The organism is Enterobacter cloacae complex sp. P18RS (assembly GCF_014982105.1).
In the GTDB taxonomy this organism is placed as follows: domain Bacteria; phylum Pseudomonadota; class Gammaproteobacteria; order Enterobacterales; family Enterobacteriaceae; genus Enterobacter; species Enterobacter hormaechei_C.
In genome coordinates this window covers 210,949-236,858 of record NZ_JADCKV010000016.1, presented here as the reverse complement: position 1 = coordinate 236,858, position 25,910 = coordinate 210,949, and the positions used below count along the sequence as shown (strand labels likewise).

Annotated in this window: 26 protein-coding genes; 18 read left to right on the top strand and 8 right to left on the bottom strand. The window is 56.3% G+C overall.

The genetic code is table 11. The features are described 5' to 3' along the window. Nucleotides 1-2: 2 nt before the first annotated feature. The 6 genes from ddpX to INF61_RS13255 are packed head-to-tail and all read left to right on the top strand — an operon-like array spanning nucleotide 3 to nucleotide 5,964. A complete protein-coding gene (gene ddpX, locus INF61_RS13280; protein WP_017382319.1) occupies nucleotides 3-575 on the top strand; it encodes a D-alanyl-D-alanine dipeptidase in 573 nt (190 codons plus the stop codon). 15 nt (nucleotides 576-590) lie between these two features. Then, nucleotides 591-2,123, top strand: coding sequence for an ABC transporter substrate-binding protein (locus INF61_RS13275; protein ID WP_003857078.1), 1,533 nt, complete (start codon nucleotides 591-593; stop codon nucleotides 2,121-2,123). 23 nt (nucleotides 2,124-2,146) lie between these two features. Further along, nucleotides 2,147-3,169 (top strand): ABC transporter permease, encoded by a 1,023-nt coding sequence (locus INF61_RS13270; RefSeq protein WP_003857077.1) that lies wholly within the window; start codon nucleotides 2,147-2,149, stop codon nucleotides 3,167-3,169. Further along, nucleotides 3,166-4,062: a D,D-dipeptide ABC transporter permease gene (gene ddpC, locus INF61_RS13265; protein WP_006810694.1), complete on the top strand. Its 897-nt coding sequence runs from the start codon at nucleotides 3,166-3,168 to the stop codon at nucleotides 4,060-4,062. The genes INF61_RS13270 and ddpC overlap by 4 nt, the downstream gene beginning before the upstream one ends. Beyond that, a complete protein-coding gene (locus INF61_RS13260) occupies nucleotides 4,059-5,045 on the top strand; it encodes an ABC transporter ATP-binding protein (RefSeq protein ID WP_032671167.1) in 987 nt (328 codons plus the stop codon). Before ddpC ends, INF61_RS13260 begins: the two co-directional genes overlap by 4 nt. Beyond that, on the top strand, nucleotides 5,038-5,964 hold the full coding sequence (locus tag INF61_RS13255) for an ABC transporter ATP-binding protein (protein ID WP_015570491.1): 927 nt from the start codon (nucleotides 5,038-5,040) through the stop codon (nucleotides 5,962-5,964). Before INF61_RS13260 ends, INF61_RS13255 begins: the two co-directional genes overlap by 8 nt. Here INF61_RS13255 and INF61_RS13250 read toward each other — a convergent pair. Continuing rightward, entirely contained in the window at nucleotides 5,961-6,710 is a 750-nt protein-coding gene (locus INF61_RS13250; RefSeq protein WP_193547821.1) for an SDR family oxidoreductase, read from the bottom strand. The two genes, INF61_RS13255 and INF61_RS13250, sit on opposite strands and share 4 nt — an antisense overlap. Nucleotides 6,711-6,847: 137 nt before the next feature. Here INF61_RS13250 and INF61_RS13245 point away from each other — a divergent pair, with 137 nt between their 5' ends. After that, complete coding sequence (locus tag INF61_RS13245) at nucleotides 6,848-7,753, top strand: LysR family transcriptional regulator (protein ID WP_193547820.1); 906 nt, start codon at nucleotides 6,848-6,850, stop codon at nucleotides 7,751-7,753. Nucleotides 7,754-7,776: 23 nt separating this feature from the next. Here the strand turns inward: INF61_RS13245 and INF61_RS13240 are convergent, their stop codons facing one another. Both INF61_RS13240 and INF61_RS13235 read right to left on the bottom strand, forming a co-directional pair. Continuing rightward, complete coding sequence (locus INF61_RS13240; RefSeq protein WP_003857069.1) at nucleotides 7,777-8,205, bottom strand: OsmC family protein; 429 nt, start codon at nucleotides 8,203-8,205, stop codon at nucleotides 7,777-7,779. Between the two features lie 69 nt (nucleotides 8,206-8,274). Beyond that, nucleotides 8,275-9,162: a LysR family transcriptional regulator gene (locus INF61_RS13235; RefSeq protein ID WP_255510063.1), complete on the bottom strand. Its 888-nt coding sequence runs from the start codon at nucleotides 9,160-9,162 to the stop codon at nucleotides 8,275-8,277. Between the two features lie 111 nt (nucleotides 9,163-9,273). Between INF61_RS13235 and INF61_RS13230 the strand changes: the two genes are divergently transcribed. The 7 genes from INF61_RS13230 (at nucleotide 9,274) to adhP (ending at nucleotide 16,421) form a co-directional block, all read left to right on the top strand. Beyond that, on the top strand, nucleotides 9,274-10,125 hold the full coding sequence (locus INF61_RS13230) for a Vmh family MBL fold metallo-hydrolase (protein ID WP_023296660.1): 852 nt from the start codon (nucleotides 9,274-9,276) through the stop codon (nucleotides 10,123-10,125). Nucleotides 10,126-10,176: 51 nt separating this feature from the next. Next, complete coding sequence (locus INF61_RS13225) at nucleotides 10,177-10,698, top strand: VOC family protein (protein WP_017693390.1); 522 nt, start codon at nucleotides 10,177-10,179, stop codon at nucleotides 10,696-10,698. A gap of 141 nt (nucleotides 10,699-10,839) precedes the next feature. Then, a complete protein-coding gene (bdm, locus tag INF61_RS13220; RefSeq protein ID WP_015570485.1) occupies nucleotides 10,840-11,055 on the top strand; it encodes a biofilm-dependent modulation protein in 216 nt (71 codons plus the stop codon). 95 nt (nucleotides 11,056-11,150) lie between these two features. Then, the gene (gene sra, locus INF61_RS13215; protein WP_000841561.1) at nucleotides 11,151-11,288 is read left to right on the top strand and encodes a stationary-phase-induced ribosome-associated protein; all 138 of its coding nucleotides are present in this window, start codon (nucleotides 11,151-11,153) and stop codon (nucleotides 11,286-11,288) included. Nucleotides 11,289-11,464: 176 nt separating this feature from the next. Then, entirely contained in the window at nucleotides 11,465-13,162 is a 1,698-nt protein-coding gene (locus INF61_RS13210) for an NAD-dependent malic enzyme (RefSeq protein WP_006810704.1), read from the top strand. Nucleotides 13,163-13,504: 342 nt separating this feature from the next. Beyond that, nucleotides 13,505-15,214: an ABC-F family ATP-binding cassette domain-containing protein gene (locus INF61_RS13205; protein WP_193547818.1), complete on the top strand. Its 1,710-nt coding sequence runs from the start codon at nucleotides 13,505-13,507 to the stop codon at nucleotides 15,212-15,214. 196 nt (nucleotides 15,215-15,410) lie between these two features. After that, on the top strand, nucleotides 15,411-16,421 hold the full coding sequence (adhP, locus tag INF61_RS13200) for an alcohol dehydrogenase AdhP (RefSeq protein ID WP_193547817.1): 1,011 nt from the start codon (nucleotides 15,411-15,413) through the stop codon (nucleotides 16,419-16,421). 39 nt (nucleotides 16,422-16,460) lie between these two features. On the opposite strand, the gene INF61_RS13195 is transcribed toward adhP, so the two are convergent. Next, the gene (locus INF61_RS13195) at nucleotides 16,461-16,970 is read right to left on the bottom strand and encodes an Rrf2 family transcriptional regulator (RefSeq protein ID WP_015570482.1); all 510 of its coding nucleotides are present in this window, start codon (nucleotides 16,968-16,970) and stop codon (nucleotides 16,461-16,463) included. A gap of 130 nt (nucleotides 16,971-17,100) precedes the next feature. On the opposite strand from INF61_RS13195, the gene INF61_RS13190 reads away from it, so the two are divergent. Next, nucleotides 17,101-18,303: an NAD(P)/FAD-dependent oxidoreductase gene (locus INF61_RS13190; protein ID WP_193547816.1), complete on the top strand. Its 1,203-nt coding sequence runs from the start codon at nucleotides 17,101-17,103 to the stop codon at nucleotides 18,301-18,303. A 39-nt stretch (nucleotides 18,304-18,342) separates the two neighbouring features. On the opposite strand, the gene araJ is transcribed toward INF61_RS13190, so the two are convergent. Continuing rightward, entirely contained in the window at nucleotides 18,343-19,518 is a 1,176-nt protein-coding gene (araJ, locus tag INF61_RS13185) for an MFS transporter AraJ (RefSeq protein WP_017693387.1), read from the bottom strand. Between the two features lie 161 nt (nucleotides 19,519-19,679). Between araJ and ppk2 the strand changes: the two genes are divergently transcribed. The 3 genes from ppk2 to INF61_RS13170 all read left to right on the top strand — a co-directional run bounded on the left by ppk2 (nucleotide 19,680) and on the right by INF61_RS13170 (nucleotide 21,111). After that, entirely contained in the window at nucleotides 19,680-20,498 is an 819-nt protein-coding gene (ppk2, locus tag INF61_RS13180) for a polyphosphate kinase 2 (protein ID WP_193547815.1), read from the top strand. Between the two features lie 101 nt (nucleotides 20,499-20,599). Continuing rightward, nucleotides 20,600-20,788 (top strand): hypothetical protein, encoded by a 189-nt coding sequence (locus tag INF61_RS13175; RefSeq protein ID WP_017382306.1) that lies wholly within the window; start codon nucleotides 20,600-20,602, stop codon nucleotides 20,786-20,788. Continuing rightward, entirely contained in the window at nucleotides 20,788-21,111 is a 324-nt protein-coding gene (locus tag INF61_RS13170) for a CcdB family protein (RefSeq protein WP_071963960.1), read from the top strand. Before INF61_RS13175 ends, INF61_RS13170 begins: the two co-directional genes overlap by 1 nt. 51 nt (nucleotides 21,112-21,162) lie before the next feature. Here the strand turns inward: INF61_RS13170 and fdnI are convergent, their stop codons facing one another. The 3 genes from fdnI to fdnG are packed head-to-tail and all read right to left on the bottom strand — an operon-like array spanning nucleotide 21,163 to nucleotide 25,755. After that, on the bottom strand, nucleotides 21,163-21,819 hold the full coding sequence (gene fdnI / locus INF61_RS13165) for a formate dehydrogenase-N subunit gamma (RefSeq protein WP_150325874.1): 657 nt from the start codon (nucleotides 21,817-21,819) through the stop codon (nucleotides 21,163-21,165). Next, the gene (gene fdxH / locus INF61_RS13160; RefSeq protein WP_003857048.1) at nucleotides 21,812-22,696 is read right to left on the bottom strand and encodes a formate dehydrogenase subunit beta; all 885 of its coding nucleotides are present in this window, start codon (nucleotides 22,694-22,696) and stop codon (nucleotides 21,812-21,814) included. The genes fdnI and fdxH overlap by 8 nt, the downstream gene beginning before the upstream one ends. A gap of 11 nt (nucleotides 22,697-22,707) precedes the next feature. Then, nucleotides 22,708-25,755, bottom strand: a complete 3,048-nt coding sequence (fdnG, locus tag INF61_RS13155) for a formate dehydrogenase-N subunit alpha (RefSeq protein WP_100244796.1) — start codon at nucleotides 25,753-25,755, stop codon at nucleotides 22,708-22,710. Nucleotides 25,756-25,910 lie beyond the last annotated feature (155 nt).

Here is a 25,910-nt window from a genome sequence, read left to right as displayed (position 1 = left end):
CTATGCCTGAAGAGAGTCAACTGATTGATGTGGCGAAAACCTTCCCCACGCTGCATATCGATCTGAAATACGCGACCGCCGATAACATCACTGGCCGCCCGATCTACCAGCACGCCGCGTGCCTGTTGCATACGGATGCCGCCACCGCGCTGGCGAAAGCGATCAGCATCGCCGCGCTGGCCGGTCTGAAGCTGGTGGTTTACGACGCCTACCGCCCCCAGCAGGCGCAGTCGCAACTCTGGGATGCCTGCCCCAATCCGGAATACGTGGTGGATGTCGCAATTGGCTCTAACCACAGCCGGGGCACCGCCATTGACGTCACGCTGATGGATGAACACGACAACGTGCTGGATATGGGCGCCGGGTTTGACGAAATGCACGACCGTTCTCATGCCTGGCACCCTTCCGTTCCGCCCGAGGCGCAGCGAAATCGTCTGCTCCTGAACGCCGTGATGTACGGCGGCGGTTTTGTGGGCATCAGCAGCGAGTGGTGGCATTTCGAACTGCCGAACGCCGCCAGCTACCCGCTGTTAGATGACCAGTTCGCCTGTTATCCGACCACACACTCACTCTAATTCTGGAGCCCGGCCATGAAAACTACGCTGCTTACAACCCTGATTGCCGCTACGCTCGCCCTGAGCGCCCCTCTCGCGCTGGCGGCGGTGCCAAAAGATATGCTGGTGATTGGGAAAGCTGCCGATCCGCAAACGCTGGATCCGGCGGTCACTATCGATAACAACGACTGGACGGTGACCTACCCCTCGTACCAGCGTCTGGTGAAATACAAGCCTGGCACCACGGAGGTGGAAGGCGATCTGTCGACGGGCTGGAAGGCGTCTGACGACCAGAAAGAGTGGACGTTCACCCTGGCAGATAATGCAAAATTCTCCGACGGCACGCCGGTGACCGCCGAAGCGGTCAAGCTGTCGTTTGAACGTCTGCTGAAAATTAATCAGGGACCTTCCGAAGCGTTCCCGAAAGATTTGAAAGTGGACGCGGTGGATGAGCATACGGTGAAATTCACCCTCAGCCAGCCGTTCGCCCCGTTCCTCTACACGCTGGCCAATGACGGCGCGTCGATCGTCAACCCGGCGGTGCTGAAAGCCAATGCCGCCGACGACGCGCGCGGTTTCCTGGCGCAAAACACCGCGGGTTCCGGACCGTTTATGCTGAAAAGCTGGCGGAAAGGTCAGCAGCTGGTGATGGTGCCCAACCCACACTGGCCGGGTGAAAAGCCGCACTTCAAGCGCGTCTCGGTGAAGATTATCGGTGAAAGCGCCTCGCGTCGCCTGCAACTTTCCCGTGGCGATCTGGATATCGCCGACGCCCTGCCGGTGGATCAGCTTGCTGCTCTGAAGCAGGAAGGCAAAGTGGCCGTGGCGGAATACCCGTCCCTGCGGGTGACCTACCTCTATCTGAACAACAGTAAGCCTCCGATGAATCAGGTGGATTTGCGCCGCGCGGTCTCCTGGGCCACCGATTATCAGGGGATGGTGAAAGGCATTCTCAGCGGGAACGGCAAGCAGATGCGCGGCCCGATCCCGGAGGGCATGTGGGGCTTCGATGCGAACGCCATGCAGTACAGCTTTGACGAGGCTAAGGCCAAAGCGGCGCTGGAGAAAGTCAACGATAAACCGGCCAGCCTGACGTTCCTCTACTCCGATAACGACCCGAACTGGGAGCCTATCGCCCTCTCCACGCAGGCGAGCCTGGGCAAGCTGGGGATTAACGTCAAGCTCGAGAAACTGGCGAACGCCACCATGCGCGACCGCGTCGGCAAAGGTGATTATGACATTGCGATTGGTAACTGGAGCCCGGACTTCGCTGACCCGTACATGTTCATGAACTACTGGTTCGAATCGGACAAAAAAGGGCTGCCGGGTAACCGCTCATTCTATGAGAACAAAGAGGTCGATGCATTGTTGCAGGCGGCACTGAAAACCACCGATCAGGCGGAACGCACCAAAGATTACCAGCAGGCGCAGAAAGTGGTGATTGACGAGGCGGCTTACGTTTATCTGTTCCAGAAGAACTACCAGCTGGCGATGAACAAAGAGGTCAAAGGCTTCACCTTTAATCCGATGCTTGAGCAGGTCTTTAACATCGCCACCATGAGTAAGTAACGGCCCACGCCGGGGGGAAGTGTATGACGTTCTGGAGCATCGTGCGCCAGCGCTGCTGGGGGTTAATCCTGGTGGTGGCCGGTGTCTGTATTATTACTTTTATTATTTCACACCTGATCCCCGGCGATCCGGCCCGCCTGCTGGCCGGTGACCGCGCCAGCGATGAAATCGTGCAGGGCATCCGCCAGCAGCTGGGGCTGGATCAACCACTCTATATTCAGTTTGGCCGCTATGTAGAGGCGCTGGCGCACGGCGATCTGGGCACCTCCATTCGCACCGGTCGCCCCGTTGCGGAAGATTTGAAAGCCTTTTTCCCCGCCACGCTGGAGCTGGCCTTCTGCTCTTTGCTGCTGGCGCTGGTGATTGGCGTACCGCTGGGCATTTTATCGGCGGTGTACCGTAACCGCTGGCTGGATCACCTGGTGCGACTGATGGCGATGACGGGCATCTCGACGCCTGCCTTCTGGCTGGGACTGGGGGTAATCGTTCTGTTCTACGGGCAACTGCAAATTCTGCCCGGCGGCGGCAGGCTGGACGACTGGCTCGATCCGCCTGCCCACGTTACCGGCTTTTATCTGCTGGACGCCCTGCTGGAAGGCAACGGCGAGGTGTTTTTCAACGCCCTACAGCACCTGATTCTACCCTCCCTGACCCTGGCCTTTGTGCATCTGGGTATTGTGGCGCGTCAGGTGCGTTCCGCGATGCTGGAGCAACTGAGCGAGGATTATATTCGTACCGCCCGCGCGAGCGGGTTGCCGGGCTGGTACATCGTGCTGCGCTACGCCTTACCCAACGCCATGATCCCCTCCATTACCGTGCTCGGGCTGGCGCTGGGCGATCTGCTGTATGGGGCAGTCCTTACCGAAACCGTGTTTGCCTGGCCGGGAATGGGAGCCTGGGTGGTGACCTCCATTCAGGCGCTGGACTTCCCTGCCGTCATGGGCTTCGCGGTCGTGGTATCGCTGGCCTATGTCTTCGTCAATCTGGTGGTGGATCTGCTGTATCTGTGGATCGACCCGCGAATCGGGCGCGGAGGTGCCGAATGATGTTAACTCAGGAAACGCCCGTCCCCGTCAGCACCGCCAAACAGCGCATCAACTGGGCAAAGCTGTTCTGGATGTTACGCAAAAGCCCGCTCACGCTGATCGGTGGGGTGATTATGATCGTGATGCTGCTGATGATGGTGGTCTCGCCGTGGATAGTCCCGCACGATCCGAACGCGCTGGATCTGACCGCGCGATTGCAGGCGCCATCAGCCCAGCACTGGTTTGGCACCGATGAGGTGGGCCGGGATCTGTTCAGCCGCGTGCTGGTGGGCAGCCAGCAGTCCATCACGGCGGGGCTGGCGGTGGTGGTGATTGCGGGCGGCATCGGTTCTCTGCTCGGCTGTTTGTCCGGCGTACTCGGCGGACGCGGCGACGCCATCATTATGCGTATCATGGACATTATGCTCTCCATCCCCTCGCTGGTGCTGACGATGGCGCTGGCCGCCGCGCTCGGCCCAAGCCTGTTTAACGCGATGCTGGCGATTGCGATTGTACGCATTCCGTTTTACGTGCGGCTGGCACGCGGGCAAACGCTGGTGGTGCGCCAGTTCACCTACGTGCAGGCCGCCCGCACCTTTGGCGCGTCGCGCTGGCACCTGATCAGCTGGCATATCCTGCGTAACGCCCTGCCGCCGCTGATCGTACAGGCGTCGCTGGATATCGGCAGCGCCATTCTGATGGCCGCCACGCTGGGCTTTATTGGATTAGGCGCGCAGCAACCCACCGCCGAATGGGGCGCGATGGTGGCCGTAGGGCGTAACTACGTGCTTGACCAGTGGTGGTACTGCGCGTTTCCGGGGGCGGCAATTCTGATCACGGCAGTTGGGTTTAATCTGTTTGGCGATGGTCTTCGCGACCTGCTGGATCCCAAATCAGGAGGGAAGCAGTCATGAGTGATTCCGTATTATCGATTGAAGATTTGCACCTGAGCTTCCCCATTTTTCGCGGTGACGTCCACGCGCTCAACCACGTTTCGCTGGAGATTGGCCGGGGTGAAATTGTCGGCGTGGTGGGCGAATCCGGCTCGGGAAAATCGGTTACCGCGATGCTGGCGATGCGCCTGCTGCCGGAAGGCAGTTACCATATTCACCATGGACGGGTCACGCTGCTCGGTGAAGATGTCCTGAACGCGTCGGAAAAACAGCTTCGTCAGTGGCGCGGCGCCAGGGTGGCGATGATTTTTCAGGAGCCGATGACGGCGCTCAACCCCACGCGCCGGATTGGCAGGCAAATGGTGGAGGTGATCCGCCAGCATCAGTCGCTTTCCCGCCGCGACGCGCAGCAGAAGGCGATCGCCCTGCTGGGCGAGATGCAAATCCCGGATGCGGCACAGGTGATGGATCGCTATCCGTTTGAGCTTTCCGGCGGCATGCGCCAGCGGGTGATGATCGCCCTTGCCTTCTCCTGCGAGCCGGAGCTGATCATTGCCGATGAGCCGACCACCGCGCTGGACGTGACCGTTCAGCGTCAGGTGCTGCGTCTGCTGAAACACAAAGCGCGCGCCAGCGGGACGTCGGTGCTGTTTATCAGTCACGATATGGCGGTGGTGTCGCAGCTTTGTGACCGGATGTACGTTATGTACGCGGGCAGCGTGATCGAAAGCGGCAGCACGCAGACCTTGATCCACCATCCTGTGCATCCCTATTCGATTGGCCTGCTGCGGTGTGCCCCGGAAAATGGTGAACCGCGCGAGATCCTCCCGGCCATTCCCGGCACGGTGCCTAACCTCAGCCACCTCCCGCGCGGATGTGCTTTTCGCGAGCGCTGTTTTGCTGCCGGAGCGAAATGCAGCGAAACGCCGCGCTTAATTTCCACGGGCGCAGAAGGCCAGCAGGCTGCCTGCTGGTACCCACAACAGGAGAGACGCCATGTCTGAGGTACTGCTGGAACTGGATAGCGTGCATGTGAATTTTCCTGCGCGCAAAAACTGGCTGGGGCGTGTGACGGAGCAGGTACACGCCCTCAACGGCATGGATCTCCGGATCCATCGCGGCGAAACGCTGGGCGTTGTGGGGGAATCCGGCTGTGGAAAGAGCACGCTGGCGCAGCTGCTGATGGGCATGCTCAAACCGAGTACCGGTGCCTGTCAGCGCGCGAATGCGGCAGGCGGTATGCAGATGGTATTTCAGGACCCGCTCTCGTCCCTCGATCCGCGTTTACCCGTCTGGCGCATCATCACCGAGCCGGTGTGGATACAGCAACGCCGCAGCGAACGGGAGCGTCGTCAACTGGCTGAGACGCTGGCGCAGCAGGTGGGCATTCGGGCGGAATATCTTGACCGCCTGCCGCATGCGTTTTCAGGCGGACAGCGCCAGCGCATCGCTATTGCCCGGGCGCTCTCTTCGGATCCGGACATCATCGTGCTGGATGAACCTACCAGCGCGCTGGATATTTCCGTCCAGGCGCAGATCCTCAATTTGCTGGTTGCCCTGCAACAGCAGCGAAATCTGACCTACGTGCTGATCTCGCACAACGTCTCGGTGGTCCGTCACATGAGCGACCGGGTGGCGGTAATGTATCTGGGGCAGATCGTGGAGCTGGGTCCGGCGGACCAGGTGCTGGGCAAGCCACGGCATCCGTATACGCAGCTGCTGCTTGACTCCGTTCCCCGTACCGGAGAACCGCTGGACGAAGATCTGGCATTACGCAAAACCGATCTCCCCGGTAATCGCCGCCTGCCCGATGGCTGCTACTTCCGCGACCGCTGCCCGCTGGCAGCTGAAGGATGCGAACGGCCGCAGCCGCTTCAGCCCGCAGCCGGAGACCGAAGCGTACGCTGCTGGCGTAACCGCTAGATTTGCGCCATCCCGCCATCGACAAACAGCTCCGTGGCGTTTATAAAGCTGGCGGCATCGGACGCCAGAAACGCCACGGCTTTTCCGACTTCGCCCGGCGCGCCCAGGCGACCCAGCGGCACCTGGGCCGCCAGCGCATCGTATAATCCCTGACGCTGTTCTTCGGGAACCAGATCGCCAAGACCGGGCGTTTTCACGGGGCCAGGGCTGACGACGTTGACGCGTATCCCGCGGCCCTGTAAGTCCAGCGCCCAGGAGCGGGCAAAGTTACGCACGGCGGCTTTACTGGCGCTGTAGACGCTAAAATTCGCCGTCCCCTTAATTGAAACCGTCGATCCGGTGATGATAATGGATGAACCAGAGGAGAGCAGCGGCAGCGCTTTCTGGACGGTAAACAGCACGCCGCGCACGTTGGTGGCAAAAATCCGGTCAAACTGCTCCTCGGTGATGGCGCCCAGCGGCAGCATGTCGCCGCCCCCGGCGTTGGCGAACAGAATATCGAGTCGTCCTTCTTCTTTAGCAATCTGCGCGTAAACCGCATCCAGATCGGCCATTCTGGAGACGTCCGCGCGGATAGCTTCCGCCGCCGCGCCAATGTCTGCCCGCGCGGCATCCAGTTCGGCCTGACGACGTCCGGTGATATAGACCTTCGCTCCCTGCGCCGCCAGCTCCTGTGCCGTTGCGAGACCAATACCGGTGCTGCCGCCGGTCACCAGAGCGATTTTTCCTGCAAGCATTGTATTCATACTCATAACCTTCTGTTGTGATGTAAAAGAGGAGCGTTTGCCCGCGTCAGGCAGACTTTAGATCTTGCGGGATTCGTGATAAACGGGCAAAAATGAAAATGAATTTTCACAGCAGGAAATAATCAGAGGAGATCTGTGTGGATCATCTAATGGCAATGCGCGCCTTTACGCGGGTGGTTGAATCCGGAAGCTTTACCCGAGCGGCAGACTCCCTGAACATGCCGATAGCTACGCTGAGTAAGCTGGTAAAATCACTTGAAGCGCACCTGGAAACACGGCTGCTGCATCGTACTACGCGTCGGGTGGTCACGACGGCAGAAGGCATGGAATACTACGAGAAAGCGCTGCGGGTATTAATCGATATAGAGGACATTGATACCGCCTTTCGCGCATCGTGCTGCACGCCTAAAGGCCATTTGCGTATCGACGTGGGGGGGTCAACCGCCCGGGACGTGTTGATCCCCCTGCTGCCGGATTTTTTTCAGCGCTACCCGGACCTGCGCATCAACCTGGGGGTAGCCGACCGTCCGGTAGACTTAATCAGTGGAAACGTAGACTGCGTGATCCGCGGCGGCCCGCTGGATGACTCTTCACTTATCGCCCGGCATATCGGTGACGCCCGGATGATAGCCTGCGCGACGCCGGGCTATCTTAAGACTCACGGCATCCCTGCCTATCCGCAGGAGCTGCGCAACGGCCATAAGCTGATTAGCTACCTTTCCCCCGTTACCGGACGCGCATTCCCGTTTCGGTTCCTCGATCGGGGTGAACCGCTGGAGATCAGCGTTCCGCACCATCTTGGAGTCAATGAAAGCAACGCACACCTGGCCGCGGCGCTGGCGGGTTTAGGGATTATTCAGACGTTTGGCTATGCTGCGAGAGCGCATCTGGAAACGGGCGCGCTGGTAGAGATCCTGAGCGACTGGCGTCCTAAGGCGTATCCTTTTCACGTGGTCTATCCACAGAGTCGGCATTTAACACATCGCCTGAGAGTGTTTATTGCGTGGCTTGCCGAGGTCTTCCCTGCGTCGGTGAAAGGTTAGCCGGGCATTTGCCCGGCCTGATATCAGTTCAGTTTGTAATCCAGCGTGATTTCGGCTTTCAACAGCTGCGACACCGGACAACCCGCCTTCGCTTTCTGAATAATGCCGTCGAACTGCTGAGGATCGATACCCGGTACCGTCACCTTGCTTTGCAGCGCCACTTTGCTGATGGCAAAACCACTGTCGGTTTTATCCAGCGAGACATCCGCCGTGGTATCGATGGAATCGGCGGTATAACCCGCTTCGCCCAACATTAGCGACAGGGCCATAGAGAAACAGGCCGCGTGCGCTGCGCCAATCAGCTCTTCCGGGTTGGTCCCTTTTTCGCCCTCGAAGCGGGTGTTAAAGCCGTAAGGTTGCTGGTTAAGGACGCCACTTTCTGTTGAGACCGTCCCTTTGCCGCGTTTGATGTCGCCAGACCAGTGTGCTGAACCGTGCTTATGAATCGTCATTCTTGCTCTCCTTTTGGCTTACAAAGGGATAAGTATAGGACGCATAATCCATTTTGCAGGGAAGACAGATTAGTCCGAGCGCGTGGCAAGGTGGTTTGCCAGCGCGTCGAGGAACACACGCTGCGCCGCAGGCTGATAGTCTCGCGACTGATAAATACCAAAAATACCGATCGGTTTTGGCGTAAAGGCGCTGAGCACCGGCACCAGGCTGCCCTGCCTTAGCGCCGCGTCGGCCTCGCGCTCGGGCAGCATGGCAATACCACAGTGGTTTATCGCCGCCTCCATCAGCAGTGACGAGATGCTGGCGCTGAGATTGCCGCTGACCGCCGTCGTGATCGGCTCCCCTTCGGGCGTCAAAAAACGCCACGACTGACCGGCAAAAAAGCTGTAATGCAGGCAGTTGTGCCGTGCTAAGTCCTCCAGCTGCTCTGGAACGCCCCGGCTGGCAAGGTAGTGCGGCGAAGCGCAAAGTACGGACCGACACTCTCCCAGTCGGCGGGCGATCATGCCCGGTTCGGGGTTATCGGTGATGCGGATCGCCACGTCAATTCGCTCGCCCACCAGGCTTACCGGATGGTTATTAACATCCAGCTCAATGCGCAGCTGAGGGTAACGCTGCAACAGATCGGGCAGCACCGGAGCGATAATCTGCATCGCGGTGAAATGCGCGCAGGCGACGCGAAGCGTACCTGAGGGTAAATCCTTCACTGACTGATCTTCAATTTCCTGAGAAATTTGCGAGAGCGTACGCGTCTTTTGCAGGACCTTCTCTCCCGCCGCCGTCAGCGTCAGCTTGCGGGTGGAGCGGTTCACCAGCCGCGCCCCGGCCCACTTCTCCATCTGCTCCAGATAACGGCTCACCATCGGACGGGAGATCCCCAGCTCCCGCGCCGCCGCGCTTAAACTCCCCAGCTCACAGATGCGGTTGTACACCTGGGCGGCAATAACGCGATCCATTTTGACCTCCATTTGCTCGATTTATGAAACTAAGCATCTCCTGTTTCAGGAATTCTGGCAAATGAAGAGATCCGTACAATAGAGACTTTCCTGAAGAACAGAGAGATGACCATGACCATCGCCCGCCTTGCTTTGCTGACAACCCTTTTCACTCCGGCCGTCTTTGCCGCGCCGTTGACCGTTGATACGTACAACCCGCAGGAAAAAGGCATTTTTGCCGTTTCTTCCACCCTGGTGTCTGGCCCGAAAGAGGCGGTACTGTTTGACGCCCAGTTCAGCGTGAAAGATGGCGAAGCGCTGGTAGAAAAAATTCGCCACAGCGGTAAAACGCTGAACAAAATCGTGATCACTTCCGGCGATCCGGATTTCTATTTCGGCCTGCAACCGCTGGTGAAAGCCTTCCCTAATGCCAAAGTTGTCGCCACGCAACAGGTGGTGGACCATATCAAGGCCACAAAAGACGCGAAGCTCGCCTTCTGGGGGCCACAGATGAAAGACGGCGCGCCGACGCAGCTCTACGTGCCGCAAGTGCTTGCCTCAACCACCTTTATGATTGACGGTGAGAGAGTGAATATTGAAGAGCCTGAGAGCTATGCGGCGTATGTCTGGATCCCATCCGCAAAAACCATCCTCGGCGGCACGGGCGTCTCATGGGGCATTCACGTCTGGACGGCAGATACCCAAACGCCGGAAAGCCGCAAACAGTGGCAGCAGACGCTGGATAGCATGGCAGCCCTTAAGCCCGAACACGTTATTCCGGGCCACTACCTGGGGACACCGCCAGCAGGTACCGGCGCTATCGACTTTACCCGTCGCTATCTACAGCAGTTTGAACAGGCCCTCACGGCAGATAAAGCGTCAACCGGCGTCATCAACACAATGAAAAAACAGTGGCCGAATCTGGCGGAAGCCAGTTCGCTGGAACTGAGTGCCAAAGTGAATACCGGCGAAATGAAGTGGTAATAGCCTGATTATCTCCTGCTATATTTAAATTTTTTATAGCAGGAGTTAACTATGCCATCGTCAGTAAGGGGCATCGACCATATCGGTATTACGGTGCCCGACATTGAAAAAGCCACCCTATTTTTTGAACGCGCTTTCGACGCCCAGGTTTTATATCATTCTGTCGATGCGCAAACCGATAATATTGATCAGCCCGCCCAGCAGCACACCTTAAAATTATTTCCCGGCACAAAAATTCACGCCATTCGCATGCTCGTCATGCCCCACGGACCCGGCATAGAACTTTTCGAAATGCATGGCCCTGAACAGGGAATGCCCGCCCGCGCCAGCGACTTTGGCCTCCAGCATTTTGCTGTTTATGTTGATGATTTTGATAAGGCGATAGCCGCTTTCACCGCTGCTGGCGGGGAGATGTTTACCGCGCCAAAGCCGCTCACGTTTCCGGATGAGCAAGGTGAAGGTAATGCTTTCTGCTATGGGCAAACCCCCTGGGGCAGCATTGTAGAATTGATTTCCTGGCCAACGCCCATGCCTTATGAAAAAACGACAAATTTACGCCGCTGGAAACCCTGAATTTTATTTCTGTGCTACGGGAGATGATATTTTTATTTCCAGGACGAATCTGAACCACAACGGCGAAAATATTTGCCAATCTGAATGCGAATTACGATTTTGCACGCCGTAACATTAAACAGACAACGACACGGAGGCAGCATGTTTACTTATTACCCGGCACATACCACAGCAGCACAACCCGAACTCGTTAACGCGATTGCGCAGGGTCTTCAGGCGGAGCACGGTGTTGTTACCGAAGATGACATTTTGATGGAACTGACCAGGTGGGTGGAAGCCACAGACAATGACATCCTCAGTGACATCTACCAGCAAACCATCAACTATGTGGTCAGCGGGCAAAATGCACCTTTGTAAAAACCTGCTAAGCTGGATCTGCAACCTAAGGGGTTACATTTCGTTTGCGTGAGCAAACTTGTCCTTAAAACTATCAACGGGATTGAGGAGTTAATATGAAATCGAACCGTCAGGCACGCCACATTCTGGGACTGAACTACAAACTCTCTAACCAGCGCAAAGTGGTTATTGAAGAGGGGAGCGAAACGCAAGTGACCCACGCCACCGGCAGGAAACGTCAGGCAGGCAAGTAAGTTCCAGTACGAAATCCACAACACCATCGGTTACCCCGGTGGTGTTTTTGTTTATGTGTTGCGGTAATTAATATTTAGCTCCTTTATAATACCGCCCGACCGCACCCCGTAGCACAGGCCAGAAAGATGACAAACAGCAGTGTCAGGGACGGATCTTCTTAAAAAGAGTGAGTGACATGGACAACAAACTGAAAAAACATCGTTCCCTTTATATTCCTTACGCCGGTCCGGTTTTACTGGAGTTTCCCCTTCTGAACAAAGGCAGCGCCTTTAGCATGGAAGAGCGCAGCAGCTTTAACCTGCTGGGTCTTCTGCCTGAAGTGGTTGAAACCATTGAAGAACAGGCGGAACGCGCCTGGATCCAGTATCAGGGCTTTAAAACCGAAATCGATAAGCACATCTACCTGCGTAATATCCAGGACACCAACGAAACCCTCTTCTACCGCCTGGTGCAGAACCATCTCGAAGAGATGATGCCCGTCATTTACACCCCAACCGTCGGCGCGGCGTGTGAACGCTTCTCAGAGATCTACCGACGTTCCCGCGGCGTGTTCATCTCCTATCAGAACCGTCACAACATGGACGACATTCTGCAAAACGTGCCTAATCACAACATCAAGGTGATCGTGGTAACCGATGGCGAACGTATTCTGGGCCTTGGCGACCAGGGCATTGGTGGGATGGGGATCCCCATCGGTAAGCTCTCGCTGTATACCGCCTGCGGTGGGATCAGCCCGGCCTACACCCTGCCGGTGGTGCTGGACGTGGGGACCAACAACCAGCAACTGCTGAACGATCCGCTGTACATGGGCTGGCGTCACCCGCGCATTACCGACGACGAGTACTATCAGTTTGTTGATGATTTCATCCAGGCCGTGAAGCACCGCTGGCCGGACGTGCTGTTGCAGTTCGAAGACTTCGCACAGAAAAACGCCATGCCGCTGCTGAACCGCTACCGCGATGAGATCTGCTCGTTCAACGATGACATTCAGGGCACTGCGGCAGTGACCGTGGGGACGCTGATTGCCGCGAGCCGTGCGGCAGGCAGCCAGCTCAGCTATCAGAAAATTGTCTTCCTGGGTGCAGGCTCCGCGGGCTGCGGCATCGCCGAGCAAATTATTGCCCAGACCCAGCGCGAAGGCTTAAGCGAAGAGCTGGCTCGCTCCCGCGTCTTTATGGTGGACCGTTTTGGCCTGCTGACCGACGGTATGCCAAACCTGCTCCCGTTCCAGACCAAACTGGTGCAGAAGCGTGAAAACCTGAAAAACTGGGATACGGATAACGAAGTGCTCTCGCTTCTTGACGTGGTGCGCAACGTGAAGCCGGACATTCTGATCGGCGTATCCGGGCAGACCGGCCTCTTCACGGAAGAGATTATTCGCGAGATGCACAAGCACTGCGAACGCCCTATCGTGATGCCGCTGTCTAACCCGACTTCACGCGTGGAGGCAACGCCGCAGGATATTATCGCCTGGACAGAAGGTAAGGCACTGGTCGCGACCGGCAGCCCGTTTGATCCGGTGCTGTGGAAGGACAAACTCTATCCCATCGCACAGTGCAATAACTCCTATATCTTCCCGGGTATTGGTCTGGGGGTTATCGCCTCCGGTGCGTCACGCATCACCGACGAAATGCTGATGTCCGCGAGCGAAACGCTGGCAGGTCACTCACCGCTGGTGAATAACGGTGAAGGCCTGGTACTGCCGGAGCTGAAAGACATTCATAAAGTGTCCCGCGCAATTGCCTTCGCGGTAGGCAAAATGGCGCAGCAGCAAGGCGTCGCGGTGAAAACCTCTGCCGATGCGTTGCAGCAGGCGATTGACGATAACTTCTGGATGCCGGAATACCGTAGCTATCGTCGTACTTCTATTTAAGCATTGCCCCTCACCCAGCCCTCTCCCCAAAGGGGAGAGGGCTGGGTGAGGGGCATATACGGCACCTCCCACTAGCCAAACCCATTTTCCCCCGCTACACTCCCTTCATCCATTAACCTACTGAATATATAAGGAGGCCAATTATGCTGTACTGTGAAATTTTCAATGTTTCACATACATTTGGTGATCGCACCAGCTCAAGCGTTATCGGTATCGTGCTGCGATAACTTCCGCTTGAGCGAAGACACCAACCCCTGAAATCCCTTCTCTCGGGCTTACTGAGTTATCGTCAGCGATGTTTGACGAGGCATAAACATGCCTGTAACTCCTGGGTAAGCAACAATGAGCACTTTACTCACTGCACATTCTTTACGCGTTGATACAGCGTTCGGCACGCTCTTCGACTCTCTCTCCTTTACGTTGAAAAAAGGCGATCGCATCGGCCTGCTGGGTGATAACGGCTGCGGAAAAAGTACGCTGCTGAAAATCCTCGACGGGACGCAGTCCCCTGCTGCCGGAACCGTTTCACTGGCGGGGCATTGCCTGCTGGCGCGCGTGGAACAACATCTGCCGGAGGCCCTTTATCCCCTGACCATGCTGGATGCGGTGCTGGCGCAGCTGCCGATCGGTGAGCGCGACAGTTTGCGCTGGAAAGCCGAGACGCTGCTGTCCGGAATGGGCTTCACGACGCAGGAAACGGCGTTAACCTCCGCCACGCTGAGCGGCGGCCAGCATACGCGGTTGCTGCTGGCACGAGCGTTGATAAGCGATCCGGATCTGCTGCTTCTGGACGAACCGAGCAACCACCTTGACCTGCCGACCCTGCTGTGGCTGGAGCAGTTTCTACAAAACTGGTCCGGCAGCTTTGTGCTGGTCTCACACGACAGGCAACTGCTGGACGCGGTAACCAACGGCAGCTGGATCCTGCGCGATAAAACGCTGCACGCCTTTGCCCTTCCCTGCACTGCCGCCCGTCTGGCGCTCGACGCAAAAGACGAAAGCGATGCGTTGCGCCATAAGGCAGAGCAAAAAGAGATCGACCGCGTCACGGCCAGCGCACGGCGTCTCGCGACCTGGGGCAAGGTCTATGACAACGAAGATCTCTCCCGTAAGGCTAAGCAGATGGAAAAACAGGTCGAACGCCTGAAAGAGACCCAGACGGAACTGACGGCGGGAAGCCCGTGGACCTTAACCCTGCGCGGGGACGCGCTTCGCGCCGACCGCCTGCTGGAAATGACTCACCTCGGCGTCTCCCCGGCGCCGGGTCTGCCAGACCTGTTTACTCTCAACAGCGCGCGGCTAAAGAGCGGCGATCGCGTGGCGATTGTGGGTCGTAACGGCTGCGGAAAATCGTCGCTGCTGAAGCTTATCTGGCGACATTTTCGCGACGAGATCGCGGACGAGCGGCTTAAGCGTCATCGGCGCGTCTCACCCGGCTACTACGACCAGACGCTGCACCAGTTGCCAGATGATGCGGCGCTGCTTGATGCGCTGGAGCCTTTCGCGCCAGATCCGCAGACCCGTAAAATGGCGCTCATCAGTGCCGGGTTCCCGTGGGCGCGTCACGGGCAAAACGTCAGTACGCTGAGCGGCGGGGAACGTTCGCGCCTGCTGTTCGTCGGCCTGACGCTTGCCCGTTATAGCCTGCTGATGCTGGATGAACCGACCAACCACCTGGACATGGAAGGCAAAGAGGCGCTGGCGGAAACGCTGCAACAGTTTGAAGGCGGAGTGCTGCTGGTGAGCCACGATCGTCAGTTAATTAGCCAGAGCTGTAACCGCTTCTGGCTGATTGAGGACGGCAGGCTGAGCGAATGGCACGATGCGGAGGCGGTGTTTGAGCGTCTGCGTGAGGACACCGCTCCGGTTGTACCTGAGGCATCGAATAACGCATTGAAGGCACCCTCTTCAGCGTCTGACGATCTGCTCGAACGCCTGGTTGCCCTGGAAACGCTGCTGGAAGAAGATTTGGCGCGCAAGCCAAAACATCAAAAACCGCAGTTACAGGCGCAATGGCGAAAAGAAATTGAGGTGATAGAAGCGCAACTGTAAATCTGAGCCCGGCGGTGACGTCGCCGGGCCAGTGTTTTTCACCCCAATTTATAAGGGGTACAGCCTTTTCTTAATCCGAAAATGCATCAAATAATGACATTATGTTGCGGTTACCTTGCATTACATCGCCAAAGTATTAATCCTTAATGGGTAATCAGACCTGCTATGCAGATACTCATCATGAAAGGAGAAACACATGAAGGCTGCTGTTGTCACTCAGGATCATCAGGTTAATGTCACAGAAAAAACCTTACGCGCGCTCAAACATGGTGAAGCGCTGCTGAAGATGGAGTGCTGTGGCGTTTGCCATACCGATCTCCATGTTAAGAATGGCGATTTTGGCGACAAAACCGGGGTGATCCTCGGCCACGAAGGGATTGGTATCGTCAAAGAGATTGGTCCTGGCGTCACGTCGCTAAAAGTAGGCGATCGTGCAAGCGTGGCGTGGTTTTTCGAAGGCTGTGGCCACTGTGAATATTGTAATACCGGCAACGAAACGCTGTGCCGTGACGTGAAAAACGCGGGTTACTCCGTTGACGGCGGCATGGCGGAAGAGTGCATCGTAACCGCGGATTACGCGGTTAAAGTTCCGGACGGACTGGACTCTGCGGCGGCCAGCAGCATCACCTGCGCCGGGGTCACCACCTACAAAGCGGTAAAAGTCTCTGACATCAAACCCGGCCAGTGGATTGCGATCTATGGCCTGGGCGGTCTGGGCAACCTCGCGCTGCAATACGCCAAAAATGTCTTCAATGCGAAGGTTATCGCCATTGACGTGAATGACGAGCAGTTGAAGCTCGCTGCCAGCATGGGCGCAGACTTAACCGTGAACTCCCGCAGTGAAGATGCGGCAAAAGTGATTCAGGAGAAAACCGGCGGTGCACATGCGGCGGTGGTGACGGCGGTAGCGAAAGCGGCCTTCAACTCTGCCGTTGACGCAGTTCGCGCCGGAGGCCGCGTGGTGGCTGTAGGCCTGCCGCCGGAAGCGATGAGCATGGATATTCCACGTCTGGTCCTGGATGGGATTCAGGTAGTGGGTTCCCTGGTGGGTACCCGTCAGGATCTGCTCGAAGCCTTCCAGTTTGCGGCTGAAGGTAAGGTGAAACCGAAAGTTACAATGCGCCCACTGGAAGATATCAACGCCATCTTCAAAGAGATGGAACAGGGCCAGATCCGTGGCCGTATGGTGATTGATTTACGTTCTTAACCGCGGTGGCCGGGTAGCGGCTCTGCCCTGCCCGGCTTTTCACGTGGACGAACGGCGATCGGAAATCCATTCCTGAACCTCGATCTGGAACGTGTCCGGCGCTTTTCGATACATCTTCCGCGCCAGATCCAGGATGGTATGGCGCCCTAACTCCTCTTCCATCCGCTGCTGCGCGCTGTCCATGACCGAGCGCACCCCACACGGGCCGTCACAGACCCAGGCAGGTGGCGTTTCATCAAACACCGCCAGGCGCTGACGCACTTCCCGACACTCAAACATATTCTTCTCGCCGTCAATGGCATGCGCCACGTCCAGCACACTGATCAGCTCTGCCGGACGCGCCAGCCGGAAGCCTCCCCCTTTGCCTTCGGTGCTGATGACCAGCCCCGCGCGTGATAAACGGGTGAAGATTTTTCCAAGATAGTCGTACGGCACGCCCTGCAAGGCCGCCATCTCCCGGACGCTCATCTCACGTTCATTGCCTTTTGCATCCACCATACACATCAGGCTATGAATGCCATATTCCACACCAGAACTGTAAAACGCCATGGCTCACTCCGGGTCATTGTTCGCTGCATTATAACGATTTTTAACTCAGAAAGAAGTTGTCGCAGTTAACTCCGACAAGTATAGTGGCAGTTATGTCAGACATACAGCCTGACGCACTAAAGGATCGAGTATGAAAAAGCAGATTTTAATTGTGGGTAGTGGGTTTTCCGGTATGTGGGCTGCGGTCAGCGCCGCGCGCCTTTCTGCTCTTGCGGGTAACAATAGCCTCAGCATTGCCGTGCTGGCCCCTGTTGCGGAGCTGCGCGTTCGCCCACGCTTTTATGAAGAGAACGTGTCGTCGATGGTCGCGCCGCTGACCGAACTATTTGCTGAGCTGGGTATCGCCTTTATTGCGGGCGAAGCACAGCGTATTGATACCTCGTCTAAAACCGTTTTGTATCGCGATTCAAACGGCGCGATTGCTGACGTCGCCTGGGAACGTCTGATCCTCGCAACCGGTAGCCAGACTAAACGTCCTCCTGTTGCCGGTCTGGCTGAATACGCCTTTGATATCGACCAACTCGACTCCGCCAGATTATTCGAGCAGCATCTTGATTCGCTGGTTTCGCGCCCCTCCACCCCGGAGCGTAATACCGTGGTCGTGTGTGGCGGCGGCTTTACCGGCATCGAACTGGCAACGGAACTTCCTGCCCGACTCCGGACTCGCTTCGGCGCTGATACAAAGACTAAAGTAATCGTAGTTGAAAGAGGTGCAACCATCGGCGGGCGTTATAGCGAGGCGCTGCGTAACACAATTGAAGAAGCAAGCAACGCGCTGGGCGTTGAATGGCGTTTAAACAGTGAAATTGAAGCCATCGATGCCAGCGGCGTAACGCTGAAAAACGGAGAGCGCATTGCCAGCGCCACTGTAGTGTGGACGGCAGGGGTAGAAGCTAACCCCCTCAGCCTGCAAATTGACGGGGAACGCGATACTCAGGGACGGCTGATCGTCAACGACACGTTGCAGGTTCCTGCGCATCCGGAGGTTTACGCGACGGGTGATATGGCGCACGCCAAAACGGACGATGCGGGCAACACGGCGCTGATGACCTGCCAGCACGCGATCCAGCTTGGGAAATTCGCCGGACACAACGCGGCGGCCAGCCTGTTAAATCTGGAGCCGTACCCTTACCGTCAGGTGAACTACGTCACCTGTCTGGATTTGGGTGGCTGGGGCGCGGTATACACCGAGGGCTGGGAACAGCGCGTTAAATCCGTGCGCGAGGAAGGCAAAAAGATCAAAGTCGCCATCACCAACGAACTGATTTACCCGCCAGCAGCAGACAAAGCGGTCGCTTTTGCCGCCGCTGACCCGCTGGCGAAATTCGTTTAGTCCTCTTCTGCGCCCGCGACCAGCGGGCAAAGTGTGCAATCAGGCCAGCGCACCTGCGTTGGCCTGACGCTTTTTGGCACATAAATAACCATACATCAGCAGAGAGGTCATCGCAGAGAAGGATAAAATCGCGGCCGGCAGCGTGACATAGCTCCAGCTAAAACCGAGCGTAATCATCAATCCACCGAAATAGGCGCCAATTGCGCTGCCGAGGTTAAACGCCATTTGCCCGCCTGCGGCCCCCAGCATCTCGCCGCCTTTCGCATTTTGCAGCAGTAGAATTTGCAGCGGCGCAGAGAGCGCAAACAGCCCGGCGCAGCAGACAAATCCCATGACCAGTGAAGCTGTTTTAAGCTCGCCAAAGGCAAACAACGCCAGCAGCGAAGCCACAATCACCAGGTCGGTGGTGGCAGCAATGCGCAGCGGGCTAAAGCGTGACGACAGCTTGCCGCTGAAGACATTTCCCAGCACCATGCCCAGCCCCATCAGCATCATGATCGCGGTCATGACGCCCTCAGAAAAGCCTGACACGTTGACCATAAACGGCTTCACGAAGCTAAACCAGGCAAACACCCCGGCATTGCCAAACATCGTAGCGGCAAAAATCAGCCACGGTTCCGGTTTCTTCAGGAAGTGGAATTGTTCTGCCAGCCGGGTGGTTGTCGTGTCGTGAATGTCAGGCACCCACAGCAGAACAGACAGGATCACCAGCGCGTCAAAGACCGCAATCAAAAAGAAGGTGTAACGCCAGTTAAATTCATGTCCCAGCCACGTCCCGAGCGGCACGCCAAGCAGGTTGGCAACGGTCATCCCGGCAATCATCCCGGCCACAGCGACCGTCACTTTACCCGGCGGCGCGATTTTTGACAGGATTATCGCCCCCACTCCGAAAATCGCGCCATGCGGGAAACCAGAGATTAAGCGCCCCGCCGCCAGCCCCACGTATGAGTCAGAGAAGGTAAAGAGCGCGTTACCGACGACGCACATCGCCACCAGAAACAGCAGCGTTGTTTTCAGCGAAAATTTACTGGAGAACAGCGCCACAATCGGCGCGCCGATCACCACGCCAAAAGCGTAAAACGAAATCATATTTCCGGCGGAGGGAATCGAAATGCCCGTATCATGAGCCAGCTCGGTCAGCACGCCCATAATGCCAAACTCAGCCATCCCCAGGCCAAAGGTACCCAGTGCTAACGAAAAAATTGTCTTTTTCATACCGCGACCACTGTTAAAAAATATGCAGCGTGCATTATTGATTAAACTTGTATGGTGAACCAGTTCAAATCAGATTTCTGACACATTAATCCATTCATTCAGGCCGATTACACTCTTAGTACGGCCTCGATCCCGCGACCGGATACAAAGGGAGACCCACCATGGTCAGTAAGAAGAAAACCCGTGTTGTTGATGATGTCGTTAAAAACGCGCCGCTCAAAACCAAAGCGTACGAGCAAGAGCTTCGCCGCCTCCATGTTGAACTGGTTAAGCTCCAGCAATGGGTGGTCGCCAAAGGGTTAAAGGTCTGTATTGTTTTTGAAGGGCGAGACGGCGCCGGTAAAGGCGGCGCTATCAAAGCCATCACCGAACGCGTCAGCCCTCGGGTGTTTCGCGTTGTTGCGTTACCGGCCCCCACCGATAAAGAGAAAAGTCAGCTCTATTTTCAGCGTTACGTTCCCCATCTGCCCTCTGCCGGGGAAATCGTTATTTTTGACCGCAGCTGGTACAACCGCGCGGGCGTGGAAAGAGTCATGGGTTTCTGTACCGAAGAGCAGGCCGAAAAATTTCTTGATGGAACGCCGGTAATGGAAAAAGCGATGGTCGATGCCGGGATCATTTTGTTGAAATACTGGCTTGAAGTAACGCCAAAAGAGCAGGAGCGACGCCTGCGCGATCGCATCAATGATGGTCGCAAGATCTGGAAGCTGTCTCCAATGGATATTAAATCTTTCAATCTGTGGGATGAATATACCCTCGCCCGCGACGCGATGTTTAAAGCGACCGACACCGCCTGGGCGCCGTGGTTTGTGGCGCGCTCAGAAGATAAAAAACGGGTGCGGCTGAATATTATTTCGCATCTGCTTTCCCAGAACCCCTATAAAGAAATTCACGTAGACAAGGTGGATTTACCGAAACGCAAGATCGGCAAAGTGAAGCCTACAAAATATCCCTTCCGCTATATTGCAGAGCGATTTTGATATTACTGGAAGACGGCTCGCATAATGTAGATTACCAGGGGAAACAGTATTGTTTTTTGTTGGCTGCGGTTGATAATGACCGCACCAACAAAGGAGAAAACATGAAACCGAACCGCACAGAAAGATGTGTTACAACAAAGCCTTTTACGGGGAAAAAGCCTCGCCCACTCTCTACAACAGCAGAGCACAAGCGACAGCATCAACAGGATCAGGGATTTATTAAAGCGATGAATGAATTAACGGCCAAAGCAGGGCTATTATCGGATGACCCTTATTTTGGAGGGCTTTGATGTGTTTTCAGTTTGACGTTTATCGCAACCCATCAGACAGAACGCGTGAATACCAGCCCTATTTTATGATTATTCAGCACGATTTTTATGACGACTTATCAACGAGACTTATTGTACCGTTAAGCTATCATAATCATTTAAGAGGACATTCAAACGCTGCAACGCCACTGGTGAACATTGAATCCCAGACATATTTTCTTAATACAGCCAACATCACACACGTGGAGACAAAGAAACTTAATAATAAGAATTATGTATGTAATCTGCGCAGTGCAAGAAGTAGTGTTCTTGCAGGAATTGATGCGTTAATTACCAATACGTAGCTCAGAGCCGCGCAAGTGCAGCGCCGCCGGACAATGCCGACGGCGCAAGGTTTACTTCAACCCTTCCGAACTCTCTTTTTGCGCTTCAAGTCGCTCAATGTCCCGATACCAGCGCGGATGGTGTTTTTGCGCCCAGCGGCGGCTCACCTTCCCTTCAATCATGCCTTTAATCGATCCTTTCACCCAGAAGGCCATATACATATGGATCAGGATGGCGTGGATCAGAATAATGGCCGAGGTCGCGTGGATCAGCAGTGCGTAGCGCACCACCTGGATCGGGAAATATTGGGCAAAATACGGACGCCAGATAATCACTCCGGTCACCAGCAGCACGAAAATCATGCTCATGATGGTCCAGAACATCATCTTCTGCCCGGCGTTGTATTTGCCCACCTTCGCGACTTTATGCTCGTTGCCTTTCAGAACCTCAACAATCCCTTTAATCCAGGGAATATCCTGCTTGTCAGGGATGTTGTGATGAACGAAACGCACGAACATAAACATCAGCACCACGAAAATCAGCACGCCGAAGAACGGATGCAGAATGCGCCCCATCTGCGGTGTCCCGAAGGTTTCCGTGAGCCACTGTAGCGTCGGGAAAAAGAACGAAATGCCGGATACCGCCACCAGGAAGAAGCAGATGACCACCGTCCAGTGACAGGCGCGATCGACAAATTTTGTGCGCACTATCATTTTCGACTTACTCATGATGCTCCTCCTCGTCGTCATCCACCTCTTTATTCGGCCCGATACCGATGTAGTGATAAATCAGCCCGGCAAAGGTGGCGATAAAGCCCGCCGCTGAGAGCGGCTTAAGCGCCCCTTTCCAGAGATTGATCGAGGTATCGATCGCCGGATCTTTCGGCAGATTGTGATACAGCTCCGGCTGGTCATTGTGGTGCAGAACATACATGACGTGCGTACCGCCGACGCCCTGCGGGTTATAAATCCCGGCCTTGTCATAGCCGCGCGCTTTGAGCTTATCCACCCGCTGCTGCGCCACTTCCAGCATCTCTTTTTTGGTACCGAAGTGGATCGCCCCGGTAGGACAGGTCTTCACGCAGGCAGGCTCCTGGCCGACGCTGACGCGATCGACGCACAGCGTGCATTTATAGACCCGGTTATCCTCTTTATTGAGGCGCGGGATATTAAACGGACAACCTGCAATACAGTAACCGCAGCCGATGCAGTTATCCTGCTGGAAGTCGACGATCCCGTTGGCGTACTGAATGATTGCCCCGGCAGACGGGCATGCCTTCAGGCAGCCCGGATCTTCACAGTGCATACAGCCGTCTTTACGGATCAGCCACTCCAGCTTGCCATTCTGGTCGGTTTCGCTAAAGCGCATCACCGTCCAGGACTTGGCGCTCAGATCAGCAGGATTGTCATAGACCCCAACGCAGTGCCCCACCTCGTCGCGAATATCGTTCCACTCCGAGCAGGCCACCTGGCAGGCCTTACAGCCCACGCAGGAGGAGACATCGATCAGCTTGGCGACTTCTGCCTTGTAATCCCGCGCACGAGGCGCGGGCGTTATCGGGTTGGTCGCGGAGCGTTTAATAATGTCTTGTGTTTCCATCGCCATTTAATCGCTCCTTACGCTTTCTCGATGTTGACCAGAAACGCTTTATACTCCGGCGTTTGCGAGTTTGAATCGCCGACGTTTGGCGTCAGGGTATTGGCGATGTAGCCTTTCTGCGCTACACCTTCAAAGCCCCAGTGCAGCGGTATACCGACGGTTTCCACCTGCTGGCCATGCACGTTCAGCGTTTGCAGACGACGGGTGACCACCGCCACCGCGCGAATAAAGCCGCGCTTGCTGCTGACCTTCACGCGATCGCCGTTGGCAATGCCTTTCGCCTTCGCCAGGGTTTCGCTTATCTCCACAAACTGTTCCGGCTGCGCGATGGCGTTAAGCCGCGCGTGCTTGGTCCAGGTATGGAAATGCTCGGTCAGGCGGTAGGTGGTGCCGACATACGGGAACTTGTCCTTTTTACCTAAACGCAGCACGTCGTCTTCGTAGATGCGTACCACCGGACTGGAGACCACATTCGGGTGCAGCGGGTTAGTGCCGAGCGGCGTTTCCATCGGCTCGTAGTGTTCCGGGAACGGCCCTTCCGCCAGTTTGTCGATAGCAAACAGACGTCCCAGCCCTTCCGGCTGCATGATAAACGGCCCGGTGTTGCTGCCCGGCGCGGCGGTGTTGAAGTCCGGGATATCGTTCCCCGTCCACTTCGTGCCGTTCCACTCGATCAGCATGCGTTTCGGATCCCACGGCTTACCGTTCACGTCTGCGGAGGCACGGTTGTACAGTACGCGGCGGTTTAACGGCCACGCCCATGCCCAGCCCAGGGTATTGCCCAGGCCTGACGGATCGGCGTTATCGCGATTGGCCATCTGGTTACCCTGCTCCGTCCAGCTGCCGGTGTAGATCCAGCAGGAAGAGGCCGTGGTACCGTCGTCACGCAACAGCGCGAAGCTATTGAGCAGCTGTCCTTTCTTCGCCACCAGATTGCCGTTGGCATCGTACAGGTCGGCCAGCGCCACGCCGTTGTTCTCTTTTGCCACCTCTTCGGACTCAGGATGATCCGGCTGCTTGTAGTTCCAGCTCATCTTCAGCAGCGGCTCAGCGCCTTTGCCGCCTTCGGCGCGGTACATCTCGCGCAGGCGATGGTAAATCCCGGCCAGAATTTCGCCGTCATTACGCGCTTCGCCGGGCGCATCCTGACCTTTCCAGTGCCACTGTAGCCAGCGGCCAGAGTTGGCAATTGAACCGTCCTCTTCCGCAAAGCAGGTCGACGGCAGGCGGAACACCTCGGTCTGAATCGCTGCCGGATCGACATCGTTTGATTCACCGTGGTTCTGCCAGAACGTAGACGTTTCGGTGACCAGCGGATCGATAACCACCATGTACTTCAGCTTGCTCAGGCTGCGAACGACTTTGTTTTTATCCGGGAATGACGCTACCGGGTTAAAGCCCTGGCAGATATACCCCGTGACGTCGCCCTTATCCATCATGTTGAAATACTTGATGACATCGTAAGCCTGGTCCCATTTCGGCAACCACTCAAAGCCCCAGTCATTCTCTTTCTGCGCCGCGTCGCCGTAGAACGATTTCATCAGACTGACGGCAAACTTCGGATAGTTACTCCAGTAGTTCACCTGGTCCGGACGCGTCGCTTTTGGCGTGTTGGCGTCAAGCCAGCTTTGCCAGTCGGTCTGCTTCTCGGACGGCAGGGTCAGGTAACCCGGCAGGCTGGTCGACAGCAGGCCGAGGTCGGTTAAGCCCTGAATGTTAGAGTGCCCGCGCAGGGCGTTCACGCCGCCACCGGCCATCCCCATGTTGCCGAGCAGCAGCTGGATCATCGCCATGGTACGGATGTTCTGCGCGCCCACGGTATGCTGCGTCCAGCCCAGCGCGTACAGGAATGTAGTGGTTCTGTCGGCGGCACTGGTGGAAGCCAGCACTTCACATACTTTCAGGAAGTCCGCTTTCGGCGTACCGCAGATGTTTTCCACCACGTCCGGCGTATAGCGGGAAACGTGCTGTTTCAGCAAGTTCCACACGCAGCGCGGATCGCTCAGGGTCTCATCGCGTTTCGCGTAGCCGTTTTCGTCGAACTGATAGTTCCAGGACGATTTATCGTACTGACGTTTCCCGGCGTCATAGCCGCTGAAGAGGCCATCTTCGAAGGCGAAATCTTCCCGTACCAGCAGGCCGGCATTGGTGTAATGCTTAACGTATTCCACGTTAATTTTGTTATTTTCGATCAGGTACAACAGCACGCCGGAAAGGAACGTAATATCCGTACCGGAGCGGATCGGCGCATAGATATCAGCCACCGATGCCGTACGCGTAAAGCGCGGATCGACGACGATCAGCGTCGCATCGTTGTTGTTTTTTGCTTCCATCGCCCAGCGGAATCCCACCGGATGGGCTTCAGCGGCGTTACCGCCCATTACCACCACGACGTTAGCGTTTTTGATATCAACCCAGTGGTTGGTCATCGCACCGCGACCAAATGTTGGAGCAAGACTTGCTACCGTTGGTCCGTGTCAGACGCGCGCCTGGTTATCAACCGCCAGCATGCCGAGGGAGCGCACAAATTTTTGCGTCAGCATGCCGGTCTCATTACTTGCCGCAGAGGCACACAGCATCCCGGTGGAGGTCCAGCGGTTTACCGTGATGCCCTGCTCGTTCTTCTCAATAAAGTTGGCGTCGCGATCCGCTTTCATCAGTTTTGCAATTCGGGAGAAGGCTTCGTCCCAGGAGATACGCTGCCATTTGTCAGAGCCCGGCGCACGATATTCCGGGTAGCGCAGACGGTTTTCACTGTGGACGTAGTCCAGCAGCCCCGCCCCTTTCGGGCAAAGCGCCCCGCGGCTCACCGGATGGTCCGGGTCCCCTTCAATATGATAAATCGCTTCTTTGGCGTTCTTTGCGCCATCACCCAGGCTATACATTAATAGCCCACAACCCACGGAGCAGTATGTGCAGGTGTTACGGATCTCTTTCGCGCGCAGCAGTTTATAGTTGCGTGCCTGAGCCAGCGCCATTTTGGGAGCGAATCCCAGCATTGCGGCTGTTGTTCCGGCCATACCGCCCGCGCAGATTTTAAAAAATTGTCTGCGGCTGACGTCCATTGCTGTCCTCGTTATCTGATAAGACTTCGCGCCGCAAACTAACAGCAAAGCCCCTGTTTTTTTTGCGTCAAATCAAGGTCGTCAGACTTCGCCCCCTTAATAGTCACTGCCGGTACGATTTGCTAATCCTTTCGGGTTAACAGGCTCTTTGAAAA